17 protein-coding genes and 3 tRNA genes are annotated in these 18,170 nt (G+C 65.4%); 10 read left to right on the forward strand and 10 right to left on the reverse strand.

The window, feature by feature from the left end; all coding sequences use genetic code 11:
- Positions 1 to 33: 33 nt before the first annotated feature.
- From BW970_RS02170 to BW970_RS02180, 3 genes are all read left to right on the forward strand, one after another.
- Positions 34 to 110 (forward strand) — tRNA-Asp (locus BW970_RS02170).
- A gap of 240 nt (positions 111 to 350) precedes the next feature.
- A tRNA-Asp gene (locus BW970_RS02175) sits at positions 351 to 427 on the forward strand.
- 333 nt (positions 428 to 760) lie between these two features.
- Positions 761 to 834: transfer RNA gene (locus tag BW970_RS02180), tRNA-Gly, on the forward strand.
- A gap of 160 nt (positions 835 to 994) precedes the next feature.
- Here the strand turns inward: BW970_RS02180 and BW970_RS02185 are convergent.
- The 4 genes from BW970_RS02185 to radA all read right to left on the reverse strand — a co-directional run bounded on the left by BW970_RS02185 (position 995) and on the right by radA (position 5,370).
- On the reverse strand, positions 995 to 1,675 hold the full coding sequence (locus BW970_RS02185; RefSeq protein WP_076528248.1) for an SDR family NAD(P)-dependent oxidoreductase: 681 nt from the start codon (positions 1,673 to 1,675) through the stop codon (positions 995 to 997).
- A gap of 117 nt (positions 1,676 to 1,792) precedes the next feature.
- Positions 1,793 to 3,268 carry an amidophosphoribosyltransferase gene (gene purF, locus BW970_RS02190; protein WP_076528250.1) on the reverse strand — a complete coding sequence of 492 codons (1,476 nt, stop codon included), beginning with the start codon at positions 3,266 to 3,268 and terminating at the stop codon, positions 1,793 to 1,795.
- 101 nt (positions 3,269 to 3,369) lie between these two features.
- Entirely contained in the window at positions 3,370 to 3,966 is a 597-nt protein-coding gene (locus BW970_RS02195; RefSeq protein ID WP_076528251.1) for a CvpA family protein, read from the reverse strand.
- Between the two features lie 39 nt (positions 3,967 to 4,005).
- A complete protein-coding gene (gene radA, locus BW970_RS02200; RefSeq protein ID WP_076528253.1) occupies positions 4,006 to 5,370 on the reverse strand; it encodes a DNA repair protein RadA in 1,365 nt (454 codons plus the stop codon).
- 160 nt (positions 5,371 to 5,530) lie between these two features.
- Between radA and chrA the strand changes: the two genes are divergently transcribed.
- The gene (chrA, locus tag BW970_RS02205; RefSeq protein WP_076528254.1) at positions 5,531 to 6,754 is read left to right on the forward strand and encodes a chromate efflux transporter; all 1,224 of its coding nucleotides are present in this window, start codon (positions 5,531 to 5,533) and stop codon (positions 6,752 to 6,754) included.
- 111 nt (positions 6,755 to 6,865) lie between these two features.
- Here chrA and BW970_RS02210 read toward each other — a convergent pair whose 3' ends face one another.
- Entirely contained in the window at positions 6,866 to 7,873 is a 1,008-nt protein-coding gene (locus BW970_RS02210; protein WP_144038847.1) for a Fe(3+) ABC transporter substrate-binding protein, read from the reverse strand.
- An 83-nt stretch (positions 7,874 to 7,956) separates the two neighbouring features.
- Positions 7,957 to 8,778 (reverse strand): nucleoside triphosphate pyrophosphohydrolase, encoded by an 822-nt coding sequence (gene mazG, locus BW970_RS02215; protein ID WP_076528256.1) that lies wholly within the window; start codon positions 8,776 to 8,778, stop codon positions 7,957 to 7,959.
- 63 nt (positions 8,779 to 8,841) lie between these two features.
- Between mazG and BW970_RS02220 the strand changes: the two genes are divergently transcribed.
- A complete protein-coding gene (locus BW970_RS02220) occupies positions 8,842 to 10,011 on the forward strand; it encodes a M20 aminoacylase family protein (protein WP_076528258.1) in 1,170 nt (389 codons plus the stop codon).
- A gap of 203 nt (positions 10,012 to 10,214) precedes the next feature.
- A complete protein-coding gene (locus BW970_RS02225; protein ID WP_076528259.1) occupies positions 10,215 to 10,691 on the forward strand; it encodes a PRC-barrel domain-containing protein in 477 nt (158 codons plus the stop codon).
- A gap of 64 nt (positions 10,692 to 10,755) precedes the next feature.
- Here BW970_RS02225 and BW970_RS02230 read toward each other — a convergent pair whose 3' ends face one another.
- From BW970_RS02230 to BW970_RS02245, 4 genes are read right to left on the reverse strand one after another with little or no spacing between them, the layout of a single operon-like run.
- Positions 10,756 to 11,832, reverse strand: coding sequence for a M24 family metallopeptidase (locus BW970_RS02230; RefSeq protein ID WP_076528261.1), 1,077 nt, complete (start codon positions 11,830 to 11,832; stop codon positions 10,756 to 10,758).
- Entirely contained in the window at positions 11,829 to 12,299 is a 471-nt protein-coding gene (locus BW970_RS02235) for a GAF domain-containing protein (RefSeq protein ID WP_076528263.1), read from the reverse strand. Before BW970_RS02235 ends, BW970_RS02230 begins: the two co-directional genes overlap by 4 nt.
- A 58-nt stretch (positions 12,300 to 12,357) precedes the next feature.
- Complete coding sequence (locus BW970_RS02240) at positions 12,358 to 13,959, reverse strand: ABC transporter substrate-binding protein (protein ID WP_076528265.1); 1,602 nt, start codon at positions 13,957 to 13,959, stop codon at positions 12,358 to 12,360.
- 38 nt (positions 13,960 to 13,997) lie between these two features.
- Positions 13,998 to 14,597: a helix-turn-helix domain-containing protein gene (locus BW970_RS02245; RefSeq protein WP_076528267.1), complete on the reverse strand. Its 600-nt coding sequence runs from the start codon at positions 14,595 to 14,597 to the stop codon at positions 13,998 to 14,000.
- Positions 14,598 to 14,694: 97 nt separating this feature from the next.
- Between BW970_RS02245 and BW970_RS02250 the strand changes: the two genes are divergently transcribed.
- Genes BW970_RS02250 through BW970_RS02265 form a run of 4 tightly spaced genes read left to right on the forward strand, consistent with a single transcriptional unit; the run spans position 14,695 to position 18,168 of the window.
- Positions 14,695 to 15,717 carry an ABC transporter permease gene (locus BW970_RS02250; protein WP_076528269.1) on the forward strand — a complete coding sequence of 341 codons (1,023 nt, stop codon included), beginning with the start codon at positions 14,695 to 14,697 and terminating at the stop codon, positions 15,715 to 15,717.
- Complete coding sequence (locus BW970_RS02255) at positions 15,717 to 16,616, forward strand: ABC transporter permease (RefSeq protein ID WP_371870124.1); 900 nt, start codon at positions 15,717 to 15,719, stop codon at positions 16,614 to 16,616. Before BW970_RS02250 ends, BW970_RS02255 begins: the two co-directional genes overlap by 1 nt.
- Entirely contained in the window at positions 16,613 to 17,446 is an 834-nt protein-coding gene (locus BW970_RS02260) for an ABC transporter ATP-binding protein (protein WP_076528273.1), read from the forward strand. The genes BW970_RS02255 and BW970_RS02260 overlap by 4 nt, the downstream gene beginning before the upstream one ends.
- Positions 17,443 to 18,168: an ABC transporter ATP-binding protein gene (locus tag BW970_RS02265; protein WP_076528275.1), complete on the forward strand. Its 726-nt coding sequence runs from the start codon at positions 17,443 to 17,445 to the stop codon at positions 18,166 to 18,168. The genes BW970_RS02260 and BW970_RS02265 overlap by 4 nt, the downstream gene beginning before the upstream one ends.
- The last annotated feature ends 2 nt before the right edge of the window (positions 18,169 to 18,170 follow it).

Consider the following 18,170-nt stretch of genomic DNA (forward strand, 5'->3'; position numbering starts at 1 on the left):
CCCCCCGCGCATCCTATACCTCCCAGCTCATGCGCGGTTGTAGCTCAGTTGGTTAGAGTACCGGCCTGTCACGCCGGGGGTCGCGGGTTCGAGCCCCGTCAACCGCGCCACTTTTCTTCCTGAACTCAATGCCTTGAACCGGATCATACATCCGGTCAGGGCCTTGTGTTTTTGGAATGCCGCGCGCCGGTTCGCCCGGTCACAGCGCGCCTGACGCCCCCTCTGTTCCGCGCTTTTCCGCGTGCCGCGGGCATGATCGTGCCGCGACAGATCCTCACCGAAAATACGTCAGAAATCTGTGATCTTCCGCTTGACGCCCCCCGGACCATCCTATACTCCACCCCTCACGCGCGGTTGTAGCTCAGTCGGTTAGAGTACCGGCCTGTCACGCCGGGGGTCGCGGGTTCGAGCCCCGTCAACCGCGCCACTTTCTCCTTTGTCAAGATGACAGGTGCCCAAGATATTCGGCGCGAAGTACCATTGCGCGCAGCGCTGTTTCATCTTGCTGAAAATACCCCCGCCGGAGGCATCTCGCGCAGCGCGCGAGCCCCTGCGTCGTGCTGGGCGCCAGTGCCGGTTTACCTCCCTTGCCTAGCCTCCTTCCGACCGCAGACGGGTGGTGCGCGGGCTGTGTGTCTGCCGGTTTCAGGGCCGATCCGCCGCATACGGGCCCGAGGCCTCGGCCAGGCGCGCCCTGCGCGTCACAGGCGCAGTTTTGGGCTTGCAGCCGACAGGCCGTGGCGGTATTCAGGCCACCGTCGCGGGTGTAGCTCAATGGCAGAGCGAGAGCTTCCCAAGCTCCAGACGAGGGTTCGATTCCCTTCACCCGCTCCATCCCTACCAATGATGCGATGTAAGGCTGTCTGCGCCATGCGACCGTGTGATCGGCCGCAGGTAGATACTGCGGGGCGCTGTGCACCTTGATACGCCAAGACCTACCTGCGGGGCGGGGGCATCGCCGTCTGTCTGGTCTCGCCGCCCCCGGAGGGCGCCGTCAGAGAATGGCGATCAGGCGCTGCGCTTCGTCGCGCGGCTGCGCCAGTGGCTCGCGGTCTTCGCCAGGGAAAAAGCGGGCGCGGGTCGCCGTGGCCATCGGGGCAGGCGTTTCGATCAGGACACGTGGTCCGGTGCGCATGGTTTCGTTCTGCCAACTGCGGGCAAGCAGGATCTGGGCCGCCTTCGTGGTGCCATAGGCGCCAAAGAACTTTTGCCCGCCGCGCGGGTCATCCAGAAACAGCGCGGTGCCGCCAGCAGGGGCCGCCCGCAGCAGCGGCTCGACCATCGGGATCAGGATGCCGGTGGCGCGAAGGTTCACGGCCACCGATTTCTCCCAGTCCTTCGCATCCAGATGTCCGGCAGGGGCAAGCGGGGCTGCGTGGATCGCGCTATGCACCCACAGGTCCACATGGCCCCAACGATCGTGAAGCGACCGGCACAGATGGCGCATCGCGTCGTCGTTGGTGATGTCCATCGGCGCAAGAGTCAGCGCGCCTGCACCTGGCAGGCCAAGGGCCTTGACGCGATCATCGACATCTTCCAGGCCGCCGACGGTGCGGGCGACGGCCACCACATGCCAGCCGCGGGTGGCAAGTGCCTCGGCCATGGCCGCGCCAAGGCCACGCGAGGCGCCGGTGACAAGGGCTATGTTGCGGGCGGTGCTGGGGTGGTCTGGCATGGTGGCCTCGGGATGGTGGCTGGCGGCGAAGCCGGGGGTTTCACACCCCCGGACCCCCGTGGGGTATTTACGGCAAGATGAAGCTGGCCGGGCGGTGTGCTGTGCCGATGGCCGCAGTCATTCGGCGGCGGTCTTCATCTCGAATCCCTGATCCAGCTTGTCGGCTGGCGCGATGGGATATTCGCCCGAGAAACAGGCATCGCAATAGCGCGGCGCCGCCGGGTCGCGGCCCTGCGCCTCGCCTGCGGCACGATAGAGGCCGTCGAGCGAGATGAATTTCAGGCTGTCCACCCCGATCCAGTCGCGCATCTGGTCTTCGGTCATCGTGGCGGCCAGGAGTTTCGAGCGTTCGGGCGTGTCCACGCCGTAAAAGCACGGCCAGGCGGTGGGGGGGGAGGCGATGCGGAAATGCACCTCGGCCGCGCCGGCATCCAGGATCATGTCCTTGATCTTGCGGCTGGTGGTGCCGCGCACGACGGAATCGTCCACCAGGATCACGCGCTTGCCGCGGATGAGCGACTTGTTGACGTTCAGTTTCAGGCGGACGCCCATGTTGCGGATCTGTTCGGTGGGTTCGATGAAGGTGCGGCCCATGTATTGGTTGCGCGTGATGCCAAGGCCGAACTGGATGCCGGATTCGGCCGCATAGCCGATGGCGGCAGGCGTTCCGCTGTCGGGCACGGGGCAGACCAGATCGGCCTCGATCGGTGCTTCGCGTGCCAGTTCCACGCCGATCTGGCGGCGGGTTTCATAGACCGAGCGGCCGCCGATGATGCTGTCGGGGCGGCTGAAATACACCTGTTCAAAGATGCAGAACCGCGACTTGGCGGGTGCGAAGGGGCGGCTGGATTGCAGGACGCCATCCTCGATCACCACCATTTCGCCGGGCTCGATCTCGCGGATGAATTCGGCGCCGATGATGTCGAGCGCGCAGGTCTCCGAGGCGAGAAACCAGCCATCGCCCAGACGGCCCAGCACCAGTGGGCGTACCCCGAGCGGGTCGCGCACACCCATCAGTTTGGTGCGGGTCATGGCGATGACGGAGAACGCGCCCTCGACAAGGCGCAGCGCGTCTTTCAGACGCTCTGCCTGGGTTTTCTGCATCGACCGCGCCATCAGATGGATGATGCATTCGCTGTCGGAGGAGGATTGGAAGATTGCCCCGCGCTCGATCAGATCCTTGCGCAGACGGGCAGCATTGGTGAGGTTGCCGTTATGGGCAATCGCGCAGCCGCCAATGGCGAATTCGCCAAAGAAGGGCTGCACGTCACGAATGGCGGTGGCGCCTTTGGACCCGGCGGTGGAATAGCGCACATGGCCGATGGCCAGCGAGCCGGGCAGGGTGGCCATCACGTCGGCGCGGGTGAAATTGTCGCGCACATAGCCGAATCGGCGGGCGGAATTGAACCCTTCCACCGGGTCGTGGCTGACGATGCCCCCGGCCTCTTGCCCGCGATGTTGCAGGGCGTGCAGGCCAAGGGCGACGAAGTTTGCGGCATCTGTCAGGCCGATGGCGCCGAAGATTCCGCATTCCTCCTTCAGCTTGTCGCCATCGGCAAAACAGTCAAAGGGGGTGCCGGGCAGCAGGGTCATGGGAGGGGCTCCGAATCCGCGCGTCGCTGGGGCACTCCTTAACGCCTTGTCACCCGAGTGTCACGTCACGACTGCATGTCCTGCGCTGCGATGCAGCGCAATCAGTTGCCAGCCGGCGGCGTGGTTGCGGCAGGCGCAGTGCGCGGGGCCGAGCAATCGCCGACAAGGTTCTCGTATTGTTGCACGATCCAGCCCGGCGCGTCCGAGGGGATGCGGCTTTCCAGCGATTGCTGGAACGAGGCGAACACCTTGGCCGAGCGGGAATTGTCCACCATGGCGACCGAATTCGAGGCGATGGCGCGATCATAGACGACAAAGGCCACCGCAATCAGAATCACCCCGCGCAGCACGCCGAACAGGAAGCCAAGGCCCTGATCCACGCCGCCCAGCACTGAGCGTTGCACCAGGGAGGAGAACAGCGGCGTGAACAGCGCCATCAGGATCAGCCCGACGGCGAACACGGCCGCAAAGGCCGCCAGCCGCGACAATTCGCAACTGTCGCGCAGGAACTCGCCGACGACGGGCAGCTCCTTGATCAACGGTTCGGCCTGGGCGGCAAAGACAAAGGCCAGGATGGCAGCGCCGACCCAACCGGCAATGGCCAGGATCTCGCGCACCAGTCCCCGCGAATAGGCGAGGATCGCCGAGAGCACGATGACGACCGCGACGACCGCGTCAATCAGGGTGAAGCCTTCCATTCCATACTCCTCAGGGTGGACTGCGCCCCCTGTGGCCGGTTACCCGGCGCCGAACATTTCGCCAACGACCGCTGTCAGGTCGGTCATTTCGCGCACCCGTATCGCATCGGCCCCGCCAAGGCGCGACCGTGCAGGCACAACCGCCTGTGAGAAACCAAGTTTCTGCGCCTCTTTCAACCTGTTTTCCGTCTGGCCGACGGGGCGCAAGGCGCCGGACAGGGAAATCTCGCCGAAAAGCACCATATCGGTGGGCAATGCCACATCCTCGCGCGCCGACAAGAGCGCGGCCGCGACCGCCAGATCGGCCGCAGGTTCCGACACGCGCAGGCCGCCCGCCACGTTCAGGAACACGTCCAGCCCGGTAAAGGGAATGCCGCAGCGTGCCTCCAGCACGGCGAGGATGGTCGAGAGCCGCCCGGAATCGAGGCCCACGACGGTGCGGCGGGGCGAGCCGGGCGGCGCAGGAGAGACCAGGGCCTGAATCTCGGTCAGCACCGGACGGGTGCCTTCGATCCCGGCGAACACGGCCGATCCGGGCGCCGGTGCATCGCGGGCCGACAGGAACAGCGCCGAAGGGTTCGCCACCTCGGACAGGCCCGCGCCCGTCATCTCGAACACGCCGATCTCGTCGGCGGGGCCAAAGCGGTTCTTGACGCTGCGCAGGATGCGGAACTGATGGCCGCGCTCGCCTTCGAAATACAGCACCGTATCGACCATATGTTCCACCACGCGAGGCCCCGCGATCTGGCCCTCCTTGGTGACATGGCCCACCAGAATCACCGCGACGCCGCGCCGTTTGGCGAATGTCACCAGTTCATGCGCGGCGGCCCGCACCTGGCTGACCGATCCTGGCGCACTTTCGACGGTATCGAGCCACATGGTCTGGATGGAATCGATCACGGCGAGGGCGGGGCGTTCGGTGTCCAGCGTGGTCAGGATGTCCCGCAAGGCAGTTTCCGCGCCCAGTTGCACCGGCGCATCGGTCAGGCCCAGCCGCTGCGCGCGCATCCGCACCTGCGCGCTGGCCTCTTCGCCCGAGATATACAGCACCTTGGCGCCTGCGCGGGCAAAGCTGGCCGCCGCCTGCAACAGCAGGGTCGATTTTCCGATGCCGGGGTCGCCCCCCACCAGAATCGCCGAAGCCGGGACAAGGCCGCCGCCCAGAACCCGGTCGAATTCGCCCATGCCGCTGGCCAGCCGGGGCAGCGGCGCGTCCTCGCTCGACAGGTCGGACAGCGGGACCGCCTTGCCACGGGTGGTCAGCGCCTTGGCACCCGGCCCCTTGGACAGCGGCGCCTCTTCGACGATGGTGTTCCAGGCCCCGCAGGCGTCGCAACGCCCGGCCCATTTGCGGTAGCTGGCACCGCATCCGGTGCAGGTGAAACTGGCGCTGGTTTTGCTCATGCGCCCGTTGTGCCTTGGGCGCGCGGCAGGGGCAAGCGCGTGTTCCGCCAGGGCTGGCCAAACGGTCCCCGGTGCTGCGGGAACCTGTCAGGCTGGGCCTGTCATGTTGGTATTGTCCCGCCATGGCACTACAGTCGCGCAACAGCCGGAAGGACACGCCATGACCCTACCCGATCCGCCACCACCCCCGCCGGACCGCAGGGCGCATCTGGCCGAAGTGGCGGGCGTCTTCCTGAGGCTTGGCCTGACCTCCTTTGGCGGGCCGATCGCGCATCTGGGCTACTTCCGGCAGGAATTCGTCGTGCGGCGCGGCTGGCTGGATGATCGCGCCTATGCCGATCTGGTCGCGCTGTGCCAGTTCCTGCCCGGCCCGGCCTCCAGCCAGGTGGGCTTTGCACTGGGGTTGATGCGCGCGGGCTGGCAGGGGGCGCTTGCGGCCTTTGTTGCCTTTACGCTGCCATCGGCGCTGCTGATGGCAGCGCTGGCGCTGGGGGCCGGATGGGCCGGCGGCGCTGTCGGGGCCGGGGCGATCCATGGGCTCAAGATCGTTGCGGTGGCGGTGGTGGCACAGGCGGTGCGCGGCATGGCACGCCAGCTTTGCCCCGATGGCGCGCGCGCAACCATCGCACTGACTGCGCTGGTCTGGCTGGCGCTGCTGCCCGGCACGCCCGGCATGATCGGTGCGATCGTCACCGGGGCGGTGGCGGGCCTTGCGCTAGGCCGGGGCAAGCCCGGCGAGACGGGCACGCTGCCCGCCTTCCCCGTGACCCGTGGCCAGGGCGTGGCGGCGCTGATCCTGTTGGGGCTGCTGCTGGCCGGATTGCCGCTGGTTGCGCCCTATGCCGGATGGCTGGCGCTGAGCGACAGTTTCGCCCGCGCGGGCGCGCTGGTGTTCGGCGGCGGCCATGTGGTGTTGCCGCTGCTGGAGGCGGGCGTGGTCCAGACCGGACAGGTGGCGCCCGATGCCTTTCTGGCAGGCTATGCCGCCGCACAGGCGATGCCGGGGCCGCTGTTCACCTTCGCCGCCTATCTTGGCGCCCTTGCCGATGGCGGGCCCCAGGGGATTGCAGGTGCGGCCCTGGCGACAGTGGCGATTTTCGTGCCGGGATTTCTGCTGCTGATCGCCGCCCTGCCGTTCTGGCTGAGGTTCCGGTCGATTCCAGCCGCGCAATCGCTGATGCAAGGCGCGAATGCCGCCGTCGTGGGGGTGCTGGCTGCGGCGCTTTACGATCCCATCTTCACCGGAACGGTCCGCGGGCTTGCCGATCTGGCGGCCGTCGGTGCCTGCCTGCTGGCACTTGATACGGCCCGGTTGCCGCCCTGGAGCGTGGTTCTGGCCGCCGCGGCACTCGGCGCGATGCTGAGGCTGCTGGTTTCGTTCTGAGCCGGATATTCCTGGGGCTGCCCCCGGCGCGGGCCACGGGCGCAGCCGCTGGAACAGGAACGTCCCGCCAGAACGGATCTGGCGGGGCGTGTGCCTGTCGGTCGCGGCAGATCAGTTGTCGTAGCCGACCTCTTCCATGATCCGCAGCGCAGTGGGGCGCAGCTTGGCCAGTTCGGTCAGGTCCACCGAATCCGGGGTGAACTCGCCCCAGCTTTCGACCAGTTCCGACCGTTTCGCCCCGGCGAGAACCGGATATTCGGTGTTCTTCTCGGCATAGATCGCCTGCGCCTCGGGCGAGACAAGGAACTCCATCAGCTTGAGCGCCGCATCCTTGTTCGGCGCCGATTTCGTCATGGCGATGCCCGAGACGTTCAGATGCGTGCCGCCATTCTCGAAGGTCGGGAAGATGATGCGCACCGACTCTGCCCAGGCTTTCTGTTCAGGATCGGCCAGCATGGCGCCCATGTAATAGGTGTTGGTCAGCGAGATGTCGCACTCACCGGCCCAGACCGCCTTGACCTGACCACGGTCGTTGCCTTCGGGCTTGCGCGCCAGGTTGGCCTTGACGCCTGCGGCCCAATCCTTGGCCGCCGCTTCGCCGTGATGCGCGATCACCGCCGCCAGCAGCGCCAGGTTGTAGTCATGCACGCCCGGACGGGTGCAGATGCGGCCCTTCCACTTGTCCGAGGCCAGATCCTCGTAGGTGGTCACTTCGCCATCCGCGACGCGCTCCTTGTGGGCATAGACCACGCGGGCACGGCTGGTCAGGGCATACCACAGGCCATCGGGGCTGCGCAGATTGGCGGGAACCGCCTCTTTCATCACCGCGCTGTCAACGGGTTGCAGGACATCGGCCTCGACGATCTGGTTCAGGTTGGCAATGTCCACCGTCATCACCAGATCGGCGGGCGACCGGCTGCCTTCGGATTTCAGACGCTCGACCAGGCCCTTGTCGACATAGGCAAGGTTCACGGCGATTCCGGTCTCCTTGGTGAAGGCCTCCATCACCGGCTCGATCAGGAAGGCCTGACGGGTGGTGTAGACATTGACTTCATCAGCAAGGGCGGGCGTTGCGGCCAGAATGGCAGCGGTGGCTAGCAGGTTGATACGGATCGACACGGGCAGTTCCTCCAGTCAGGTCACTGCCGCGCATTAACCCGACTCAATCAGTCAGGTCAACTAATTTGAGAAAAACACTCGCCTTAATCGCGCGCCCGGTCCGCGGCGCGGATTTCGTTCCACAAGGCGTCCATCTCGGCCAGATCGCTGTCCTGGGGCCGCCGCCCCTGTTCGGCCAGACGCGCCTCGATATAGGCAAACCGCCGGGTAAACTTGGCTGTCGCGGCGCGCAGGGCCGCCTCGGGGTCGATGTCCAGATGACGCGCCAGATTGGCCATCACGAACAGCAGGTCGCCGTATTCTTCGGTCATCGCCTCGGGGGTCAGGGTATCGCGGGCCTCGATCAGTTCGCGGGCCTCTTCGGCGATCTTGTCCACCACCTGCGCGACTTCTGGCCAGTCGAACCCCACACGGGCCGCGCGCGCCTGCACCTTGACGGCCCGCGTCAGCGCAGGCAGCCCAAGTGCCACGCCATCCAGCACACCGGCCGCGCCGCGCTCTTGCGCCTTTTGCGCCTCCCAGTCCTGGGTCTGCTGGGCGGCGGATTTGTCGCGGGACTGTGCGCCAAACACATGGGGATGACGCGCGACCATCTTGTCGCAGATGGCGCGCACCACATCATCCCAGCCAAAGCGCCCGTCCTCTTGCGCCATGCGCGCATGATAGACCACCTGCAACAGCAGATCGCCAAGTTCGCCGGGCAGTTCACCCCAGGCGTCTCGGGCGATGGCATCGGCAACCTCATATGCCTCTTCGATCGTATAGGGCGCGATACTGGCAAAGGTCTGTTCGATGTCCCAGGGACAGCCCGTCACCGGATCGCGCAATGCCGCCATGATCGCCAGGAGCCGGTCGATTCCCGCAGAGGCGTCAAAGATGATCGGGTCATGGTCGGAAGGGGGCATTGCGGCTTTCCCTGTTTTGGGCTTCTGTCGGGGAATATCCGGGAACAGTTACAGGAGTCCATGATGCCCGTTCTCAACCGCATCGCAGGCTATGCCGAGGAGATGAAGGGCTGGCGGCGCCATCTGCACGCGCACCCGGAGCTGAGCTTCGATTGCCACCAGACGGCCGCGTATATCATCGAACGCCTGCACGAGATCGGCGTTGACGAGATCCATGCAGGCATCGCCACCACGGGAATCGTGGCGATCATCAACGGGCAGGGGCCGGGGGCCACCATCGGGCTGCGCGCCGACATGGACGCCCTGCCGATCGAGGAAACCACCGGCGTTGTCCATCAAAGCACCATCAAGGGCCGCGCACATTCCTGCGGGCATGACGGCCATGTCACCATGCTGCTTGGGGCCGCGAAATATCTGGCGGAAACGCGCCGTTTCGCAGGCCGGGTCGCGCTGATCTTTCAGCCTGCCGAGGAAGACGGCGGCGGCGGCGAGGTGATGGTCAAGGAAGGCGTGATGGACCGTTTCGGCATCACGCAGGTCTATGGCATCCACAATGCGCCCAATGTGCCCTTTGGCAAGTTCGTGACCACGCCGGGGCCTTTGATGGCAGCGGTCGATACCGCCTGGGTCCGCTTGCGCGGGCGTGGCGGACATGGGGCCACCCCGCACGAGACGGTCGATCCGATCATCGCCGCCGTTGGAATGATCGGCGCGCTGCAATCCATCGTGTCCCGCAACACCTCGGCCATCGAAAGCCTTGTGGTGTCGGTCACGCAGATCCATTCGGGCACCGCATCGAACATCATCCCCGAAGAGGCATGGTTCTGCGCCACGATCCGCAGCTTTGCCCCCCATGTGCGCGATCTGGCCGAACGACGCTTCCGCGAGATCGTGAGCGGTCATGCCGCCGCCTATGGGGTCGAGGCCGAAGTGGTCTATGATCGCGGCTATCCCCCGACGGTGAACCATCCCGACGAGACGGAGTTCGCCGCCGCAGTGGCGCGCGAGGTGTCGGGCGACGATCTGGTCGATGCCCGCGCCGACCGCGAGATGGGGGCAGAGGATTTCAGCTACATGCTGGAATCGCGTCCGGGCGCATATCTGTTCCTGGGCACGGGTCCGGGCGCAGGGCTGCACCACGCAGCCTTCGACTTCAACGATGATGTGGCGCCGGTGGGTGCGACGTTCTTTGCCCGTTTGGTGGAACGCGCGCAGCCGCTTGCCGCAGGCTAGGAACGGGCCGGCTGCATGTGTTTCAGCCAGGTCGGCAAAGTTCTGCGCAGCGGGCCGGGCGGTTTTGGCGACTTGTTGCCGGAACCGCCCGGCCCCCGGATCCGGGCGCATAGGGGAGGGATCCGGCGGGCAGGCGGGGCGTTGTCCTGTCATGCATGAGCACAATCGCGTTCGTGTGCCGCAAGACCCAAAGGAGACTACCCATGAAACGTCAAGCTTCCGTTCTGATCGCTTCGGCCCTGCTGCTGTCGGCGCCTGCCTTTGCGCAAACCACCGAGACCCTGCCCACGACTCCGCCCGCCGTTGACGCACCCGCGACCCCGACCCCTGTGGTGCCCGATGCCACGCTGGGCGCCGGAACGGTGATCGCCCCCGAGGGCTATACCGCCGTGCCGGATTTCTCGACCGTGACGGCAGAGCAGGTGCAGGGCATTGCCCTGAACGGCCCTGCGGGTGAAAGCATTGGCCAGGTGGCCGATGTGGAACTGGGCGCCGATGGCGCGGCCAGCGGCCTGATTGCCGATGTCGGCGGTTTTCTGGGCTTTGGCGAACACCGGGTGAAGCTGGGCTTCGATCAGGTGCGTGTGTTCTCGAATGCCGATGGCGACATGGTCGCCGTCTCGGATCTGACCAAGGACCAGCTCAAGGCGATGCCGGAATACGTTTCGCCCGAAACCTGATTCCAGACCTTGATTGGCATGGGCCCGGCCGCACGGCCGGGCCCTGTGTCGTTCTGGCCGCGTGTCAGGCGATGTGTAGGTCGCGCGACAGGCCCGACAGGATGCGGACGCCGGTGGCGGTGACGACCGCCACCTCCTCCAGCCGGATTCCGAAACGGCCCGGCAGGTAGATGCCGGGTTCCACGGTAAAGACCATACCTTCCTCCAGCAGCAGATCGTTCGTGCCGGTCATGTAGGGCGGTTCGTGCACCTCGGATCCAAGGCCATGGCCGGTGCGGTGGGTAAAGTAATCGCCATAGCCCGCCGCCACGATCACCCCGCGCGCGGCCTCATCCACCACGCGCGCGGGAACACCCGGACGGATGGCGGCCAGGGCTGCCGCGACGGCGGCATCCACCACGGCGTGCACCTCGGCATAGCCCTCGGGCGGTTCGCCCAGACAGGCCATGCGCGTGATGTCCGAATTGTAGCCCGCCTTGGCGCCGCCGATGTCGCAGACAATGGGCTGGCCGGGGCGTACCACGGTGCTGCCGGTGTGATGGTGCGGAAACGACGAGTTCACACCCGCGCCCACGATGGCAAAGGTCGGTGTCGCGCCTGCCTCGGTAAAGGCGGCGCGGGCAACGGCCGCCAGATCCGCCTCGGTGAGGCCATCGCGCAAAGCCGCGCGCAGCGCAGCCTGTGCTGCATCGGCGATGCGGGCGTTTTCCTCCAGCGCGGCCAGTTCTGCGGCATCCTTGATCATCCGCAACGCGCCCACCGTCTCGGCGGCAAAGCTGCGCGCACAGTTCGGCAGGTTGTCCAGCAGCAGCAGCGCATGGTCGGCCCGCATGGATTCGTCGAGCGAGAGTTTCGCAGGCGCCGGGGCAACGGCATCCAGCGCGGCCTGCACCGCCGCCATGGGTCCGGTGGCATCGGCCCAGTCCCAGAACGGCAGGTCGGTGTGCTGCCGCGCATCCCCGGCATTCAGCACCGGCATGACGAATCCTGCCTTTTCCGGCCCGACCAGCAGCAGGCAGGCCCGTTCGTCGGGGTGCGGCGCAAAGCCGAGCAGCCAGTGCATGTGCGCGCCCGGCGCCAGGGCGACCAGCGTCGTTCCGGTGGCGGCCATCCGCGCGCGCAGGCGATCCAGCCGGGTCATGCGGCAGTCCCCATGGGGACATTCGCCATGGCCGCCAGCAGGGCAGGGCGATGGGCCTCGACCAAGGCAACGAAATCGGCGGCCACCTGCGGCGTGAAGTGGTTTTCCTTGTCGAGGATGTTCACCGTCCCCACGACCTGGCCGTCCTGCATCACCGGGATGTTCATGGCCGAGGCACAGCCGATCGCGGTGATCGTCTCGTGGTCGGCAAAATAGCGGGCGAATTCCGGCGTGGTATTGGCGATGAAGGGCTGGCCGCGACCGATCACCTGATCGGACCATTCGCTGCCATTGCCGCCCATCTGCTTGGTGGCCGTCGTGGGATATTCCACCGGGTGCGAGGTATAGCCGCGCCGCACAAGGCCGGCCGCGCGGTCCATCACCGTCACGGTGAACAATTTGGCGCCATGGGCAGCATCGGCTGCCTTGTGCAGGGCCGCGAAAACGGCATCGGGGGTATCGGTCATTTTGGGAACGTCCGTGAAAGAGAAAGGCCGGGCGCAAGCGATGCGCCCGGCCCAGGGGTCATTTCTTTTCGACAAGGCGATAGAACACGAACGCCGCCGACGGCCCGTTGACAAAGCCCTGCACCTTGTCCGCCATCGCCACCTGCTTGACCGCCTGGAACATGATCACATAGGGCGATTCTGCCTGCATTTCGCGTTGCAGATCCACATACATCGCGTTGCGCGTGTCGGCGTCCTGTTCGGCCAGCGCGGCAAGGGTCTTTTTGTTGACCGCCTCGGGCGGCATCCAGGCGTTGCGCCAGGTGGTGGTCGAGACGTATTTGTCATCCGCATTGTCGGCGTTGTAGGCGAATGCCTTGGCGTTCGAATGCGGGTCCATGAAGTCAGGGCCCCAATACAGCAGCATCCCCTGATGGGTCCGGGCGCGGTATTTGGTGATCACCTGCGCGCCGGTGCCGGGCAGGATGTTGAAGTTGATGCCCGCCGGGGCAAAGGTTTGTTGCAGGCTGGCGGCAATATCGGTGAACGGCGCCGAATTGATCACATCCAGCTCGATGTTCAGCGGGGTCTGCACACCGCCATCGGCCAGGATCTTCTTTGCCTTTTCCAGATCATAGGTAAAGGGCGTGTCATCCAGCGCGCCGGGGAAACCTGCCGGCCAGAACGCCTGATGCACCTGCATCTGCCCCTTGAGGAAGCTGTCGGCCATACCACTGTAATCAACCAGATAGCGCGCGGCCTCCCACAGGGCGGGGTTGGTCAGCGGTTCGTGTTTCTGGTTGAAGCTGAACCAGTGCACGGCGGTCTGCGGATAGGTTTCCACCTTGATCCCGGCCTTGCCTTCCAGACCGGCGACCTGATCGGGGGACATGTTCTTGGCCATGTCCACATCGCCCGATTCCAGCAGCAGACGCTGGGTCGCCGCTTCGGCCACATGGCGGATCATCACACGCTCGATGGCGGGGGCGCCATTGAAATAGGCCTTGTTCGCCTCCAGCACCATCGCCTCGCCGGGGCGGTAGGTGGCCAGCTTGAACGGGCCGGTTCCGGCGCTGTTCTGGTTCAGCCAGGCATGGCCCAGATCGCCGTCCTTTTCGTTCGCCATCGCGGTTTCGATATCGACAATGGCGCCAACGCCCGCGGCCAGCACGTTCAACACGAACGAGGGCGCAAACTCGCCTGTCCATTTCACGGTGACGGTATCGCCTTCGGTCGAGACCATGTCGTCAAGGTTGTCGACCGTCCAGCCCAGATTGGCGAGGATGAAGGACGGCGCCTTGTTCAGCACCAGCACACGGCGAAAGCTGCCGACCACATCGGCGCCACGCAGCGGGTTGCCGGAATGGAAGGTCACGCCAGAACGCAGCGTGAAGGTGATCGTCTTGGCCGCAACATCGACGTCCCAGCTTTCGGCCAGTTGACCGACCAGCGTATCGGGATCGGCCGCATCATAGGCCACCAGCTTGTCATAGGCGTTGGTGACATATTCGCCCGAGCTGAACTCATAGGCGGTGGCCGGGTCGATGGTGACGATATCGTCGATGTTCTGCGCAATCACCAATGCGGTGTCGGGCGTTGCTGCCAGCGCGGGCGCGGTGGACAGCGCAATCAGGCTGACCGCCAGCGCGGCTTTCAGGGATTTGGGGGCGAAAAGGGTCATGACCTCTCCTGTCTGTTGGGTGCCGCAGCTTGTCCCCGCTACGGGCGTTCGGGGGATCGTCCGATCAGGCGGGGTGTGGTGCCGGTCCAGATCATCCGGGCCGGACCCTCCCCGATATTGGCAAAGGAATGGGGCGTATCCCCCATGAAGTGCAGGCTGTCGCCAGGGTTCAGGACCAGTTCGGCATCCCCCAGCGTCTGGCGGATGGTCCCGTCCAGCACCACGATCAGCTCTTCACCGACATGCGACACGATTTCCGACCTGTAACCTTGCGGGATGTGAACGATCAACGAGGTCAGCGTACCCCCCGGCAGGTTGGTGGACACCCGTTCATAGGCCAGCGAGCTGTCGGAAATCGCAAACCGCACCCGTTCCGCCGCGCGGGTCACGCTGTCGGCCAGCCGGGGCGCGGCGACGAACACGTCGATCTCCACCTCAAGCGCGGTTGCAAGGCTGGCAAGCGTGCCCAGGCTGGGGGTTGCCTTGTCGCGTTCAACCTGACTGAGAAAGCCCACCGAGATCCCGGCCAGATCCGCCAGGGTCTGCAACGTCATCCCCGCCTTGCGCCGCAATTCGCGGATGCGGCCGCCAAAGGCGGGCGTCTGGGAAATGTCCGGCTGGCGCAGGGGGTCCGTCATTGGGGTCTCCATCGGCTCGAGTCGAAAGGTAGTAAAAAAATTTTGCTCTGTCAAAAAATCTTTGCTACGTTTTCACGAAACCGGAGGTGCCGCGCCGATGACCCTGACCCACCGATTGCTGCCGCCCTTGCAGTTCCTGCTGATGCTGGCGGTCACATTTCTTGGCCTTCTGGCCATAACATTCGTGATAGGCCGTGTCGTGCCCATCGACCCGGTGATCGCCGTGGTCGGCGACCGCGCCACCAAGGAAACCTACGAGGCGACGCGCCTGGCCATGGGGCTGGACGATCCGCTGATCGTGCAGTTCGTCCGCTATGTCGGCGCGGTGCTGCAAGGCAACCTTGGCAATTCGATCGGCACCGGCCGTGCTGTTGTGGACGATCTGGCCCGCGTCTTTCCGGCCACGCTTGAAATGGCGACGATCGGCATTCTGATCGGGGTGGCCATGGGTGTGCCGATGGGCGTCTGGGCTGCGGCCCGGCAAGGAACCTGGGTGGATCAGGTGATTCGCGTGGTCGGGCTGGCCGGCTATGCGATCCCGGCGTTCTGGCTGGGGCTGGTGGGGCTGGTGCTGTTCTACGCCAAGCTGCGCTGGGTCGGCGGGCCGGGGCGGATCGACCTGTTCCTCGATGGCATGGTGCCGGTGCGCACGGGGTTGCTGCTGGTCGATGCGGCCCTCGCCGGGGATTGGAACAGCTTTCGCTCGGCCTTTTCGCATATCGTGCTGCCTGCCTCGATCCTTGGGTTCTTTTCGCTGGCCTATATCGCGCGGATGACCCGCAGCTTCATGCTGGAACAACTGGGACAGGAATATATCACCACCGCCCGCGTCAAGGGCGCGCCCGAGCGGGTGATCCTGTGGCGCCACGCCTTTCGCCCGATCCGGGTGCAACTGATCACGGTGATCGGGCTGTCCTACGCGGGCCTGCTGGAAGGGTCGGTGATGATCGAGACGGTGTTCAGTTGGCCGGGTATCGGCAATTACCTGACCACCGCGCTTCTGAACGCCGACATGAACGCCGTGCTGGGCGCAACCCTGGTGGTGGGCGCGGTCTTTGTCGGGATCAACAAGGGCTCTGACGCCCTCTATCGCTTGCTGGATCCGAGGGCACGGACATGATGACACGCGACTGGCTTTTGTCCGACGACCCCGAAACGCGGCTTCAGGCGCGGTTGGGGCAGGGGTATCGTCTGGCCCGTGCGCTGGCGCGCAATCCACTGGCCATGGTGGGATTGGCGGTGATCGTGCTGCTGCTGGTGATGGCGGCGTTGGCGCCCTGGATCGCCCCTTATTCGCCGCTGGAAGGTATGCTGTCGAACCGCTTGCAGCCGCCATCCTCCGCCCATTGGATGGGAACGGATGAACTGGGGCGCGACATCTTTTCCCGTGTCGTCCACGGCTCGCGCATCACGTTGATGATCGTCATCCTCGTGGCCGTCATCGCCGCGCCGTTGGGGCTGATCATCGGGACGGTGGCTGGATATTATGGCGGTTGGGTCGACAAGGTGCTGATGGGGCTGACCGACATCTTTCTGTCGCTGCCCCGCTTGATCCTGGCCCTGGCCTTTGTCGCGGCCCTCGGCCCCGGCATCGAGAATGCGGTCATCGCCATCGCCATCACCGCTTGGCCGGTCTATGCCCGCATCGCGCGGGCGGAAACGCTGACCTTCCGCAATTCGGAATTCATCGCCGCCGTACGGATGCAGGGCGCCAGCGGGGTGCGGGTGATCGGGCTGCATGTGATTCCGCTGTGCATGTCGTCCACCATCGTGCGGGTCACGCTGGATATGGCCGGCATCATCCTGACCGCGGCGGGCCTTGGCTTTCTGGGTCTGGGGGCGCAGCCGCCCCTGCCGGAATGGGGCGCGATGATTTCCAAGGGCCGCGCGTTCATTCTGGATCAATGGTGGGTCGCCACCATGCCCGGTTTTGCCATTGTCGTGGTCTCGCTTGGGTTCTGCCTGTTCGGCGATGGCCTGCGCGACGTGCTGGACCCCAAGCAAAGGACCAAGGGATGACCCTGCTTTCCGTCGAGAATCTGCGCGTCACCTTTCCCTCGGATCAGGGGCCGGTCGAGGTGGTCAAGGGGCTTTCGTTCAGCCTTGGCCGCGAACGTCTTGGAATCGTGGGGGAATCCGGCTCTGGAAAATCCATGACGGGCCGTGCGGTCATGGGGCTGATCGGCAAGCCCGCCCGCGTCACTGCCGACAGGATGGAGTTCGAGGGCCAGGATCTGCGCAACCTGCCCGAATCGCGCCTGCGCGCCCTGCGGGGTGCCCGCATGTCGATGGTGTTGCAGGACCCCAAGTTCAGCCTGAACCCGGTGATCCGCATCGGCGACCAGATCGCCGAGGCGCTGGAGTTCCACACCGCGCTGAATGCCCGCGCCCGCCGTGCCAAGGTGCTGGAGGCGCTGGAGGCGGTGCGCATCGACGATCCGGAGCGCGTGGCCCGGCAGTATCCGCACGAGGTGTCGGGCGGCATGGGCCAGCGGGTGATGATCGCCATGATGGTCGTCATGGAACCCGCCCTGATGATCGCCGATGAACCCACATCGGCGCTGGATGTCAGCGTTCGGGGGCAAGTGCTTGACATCATGGACGATCTGGTGCGCCGCCGGGGCATGGGGCTGATGTTGATCTCGCATGACCTGAACATGGTGGCGCGCTGGTGCGACCGAATTCTGGTTATGTATCAGGGCCGCATCGTCGAAGAACTGGGCGCGGGGCAACTGTCGGCCGCCAGCCACCCCTATACCCGTGGCCTGCTGGCCTCGGTGCCACGCATTGACGAGGACCGTCCGCGCCTTCCGGTGCTGGACCGCGCCGCGCTGGAGGCTGCACGATGATCGGGATCGAGAACCTTGTGGTCCGCTTTGGCCCGACCACGGTGCTGCATGGTGTATCCTTTGACGTGACAGAGGGCGAGAGTTTTGCGCTGGTGGGCGAAAGTGGTTCTGGAAAATCCACCATTCTCAAGGCATTGGCGGGGCAGGTTCAGGATTGGTCCGGCCGCATGACGCTGGGCGGAACGGGGATGAAACAAGGCGATGCCCCCCATGCGCGTCAGGTCCAGATGGTGTTTCAGGACCCCTATGGCAGCCTGCACCCGCGCCGTTCCGTTGATGATACCTTGTCAGAGCCGCTGGCGATTCACCGGATAGGCAACCGCGATGCCCGTGTTCTGGCGATGCTGGATGCGGTCGGCCTGCCGCGCCGCTTCCGCTTTCGGTTGCCGCATCAGTTGTCGGGCGGGCAACGCCAACGGGTGGCGATTGCCCGCGCCCTGATGCTGGAACCGCCGGTCCTGCTGCTGGACGAGCCGACAAGCGCGCTGGATGTTTCGGTTCAGGCAGAGATTCTGAACCTTCTCAAGGGATTGAGAGAGGAAAAGAACCTGACCTATCTGCTGGTCACGCATGACCTGCCGGTGGTCAGCTTTTTGTGCGACCGTCTGGCCATCCTGCGCCAAGGCCGGATCGAAGAACGCGCCAATGTTGATGCGCTGCGTGAGGGTCGCCTGACAACACCCTATGGGCGGGAGCTTTTTCTGCGATCCACCCAAGGGTAGCC

The sequence above is a fragment of the Gemmobacter megaterium genome (assembly GCF_900156815.1).
GTDB lineage: Bacteria > Pseudomonadota > Alphaproteobacteria > Rhodobacterales > Rhodobacteraceae > Wagnerdoeblera > Wagnerdoeblera megaterium.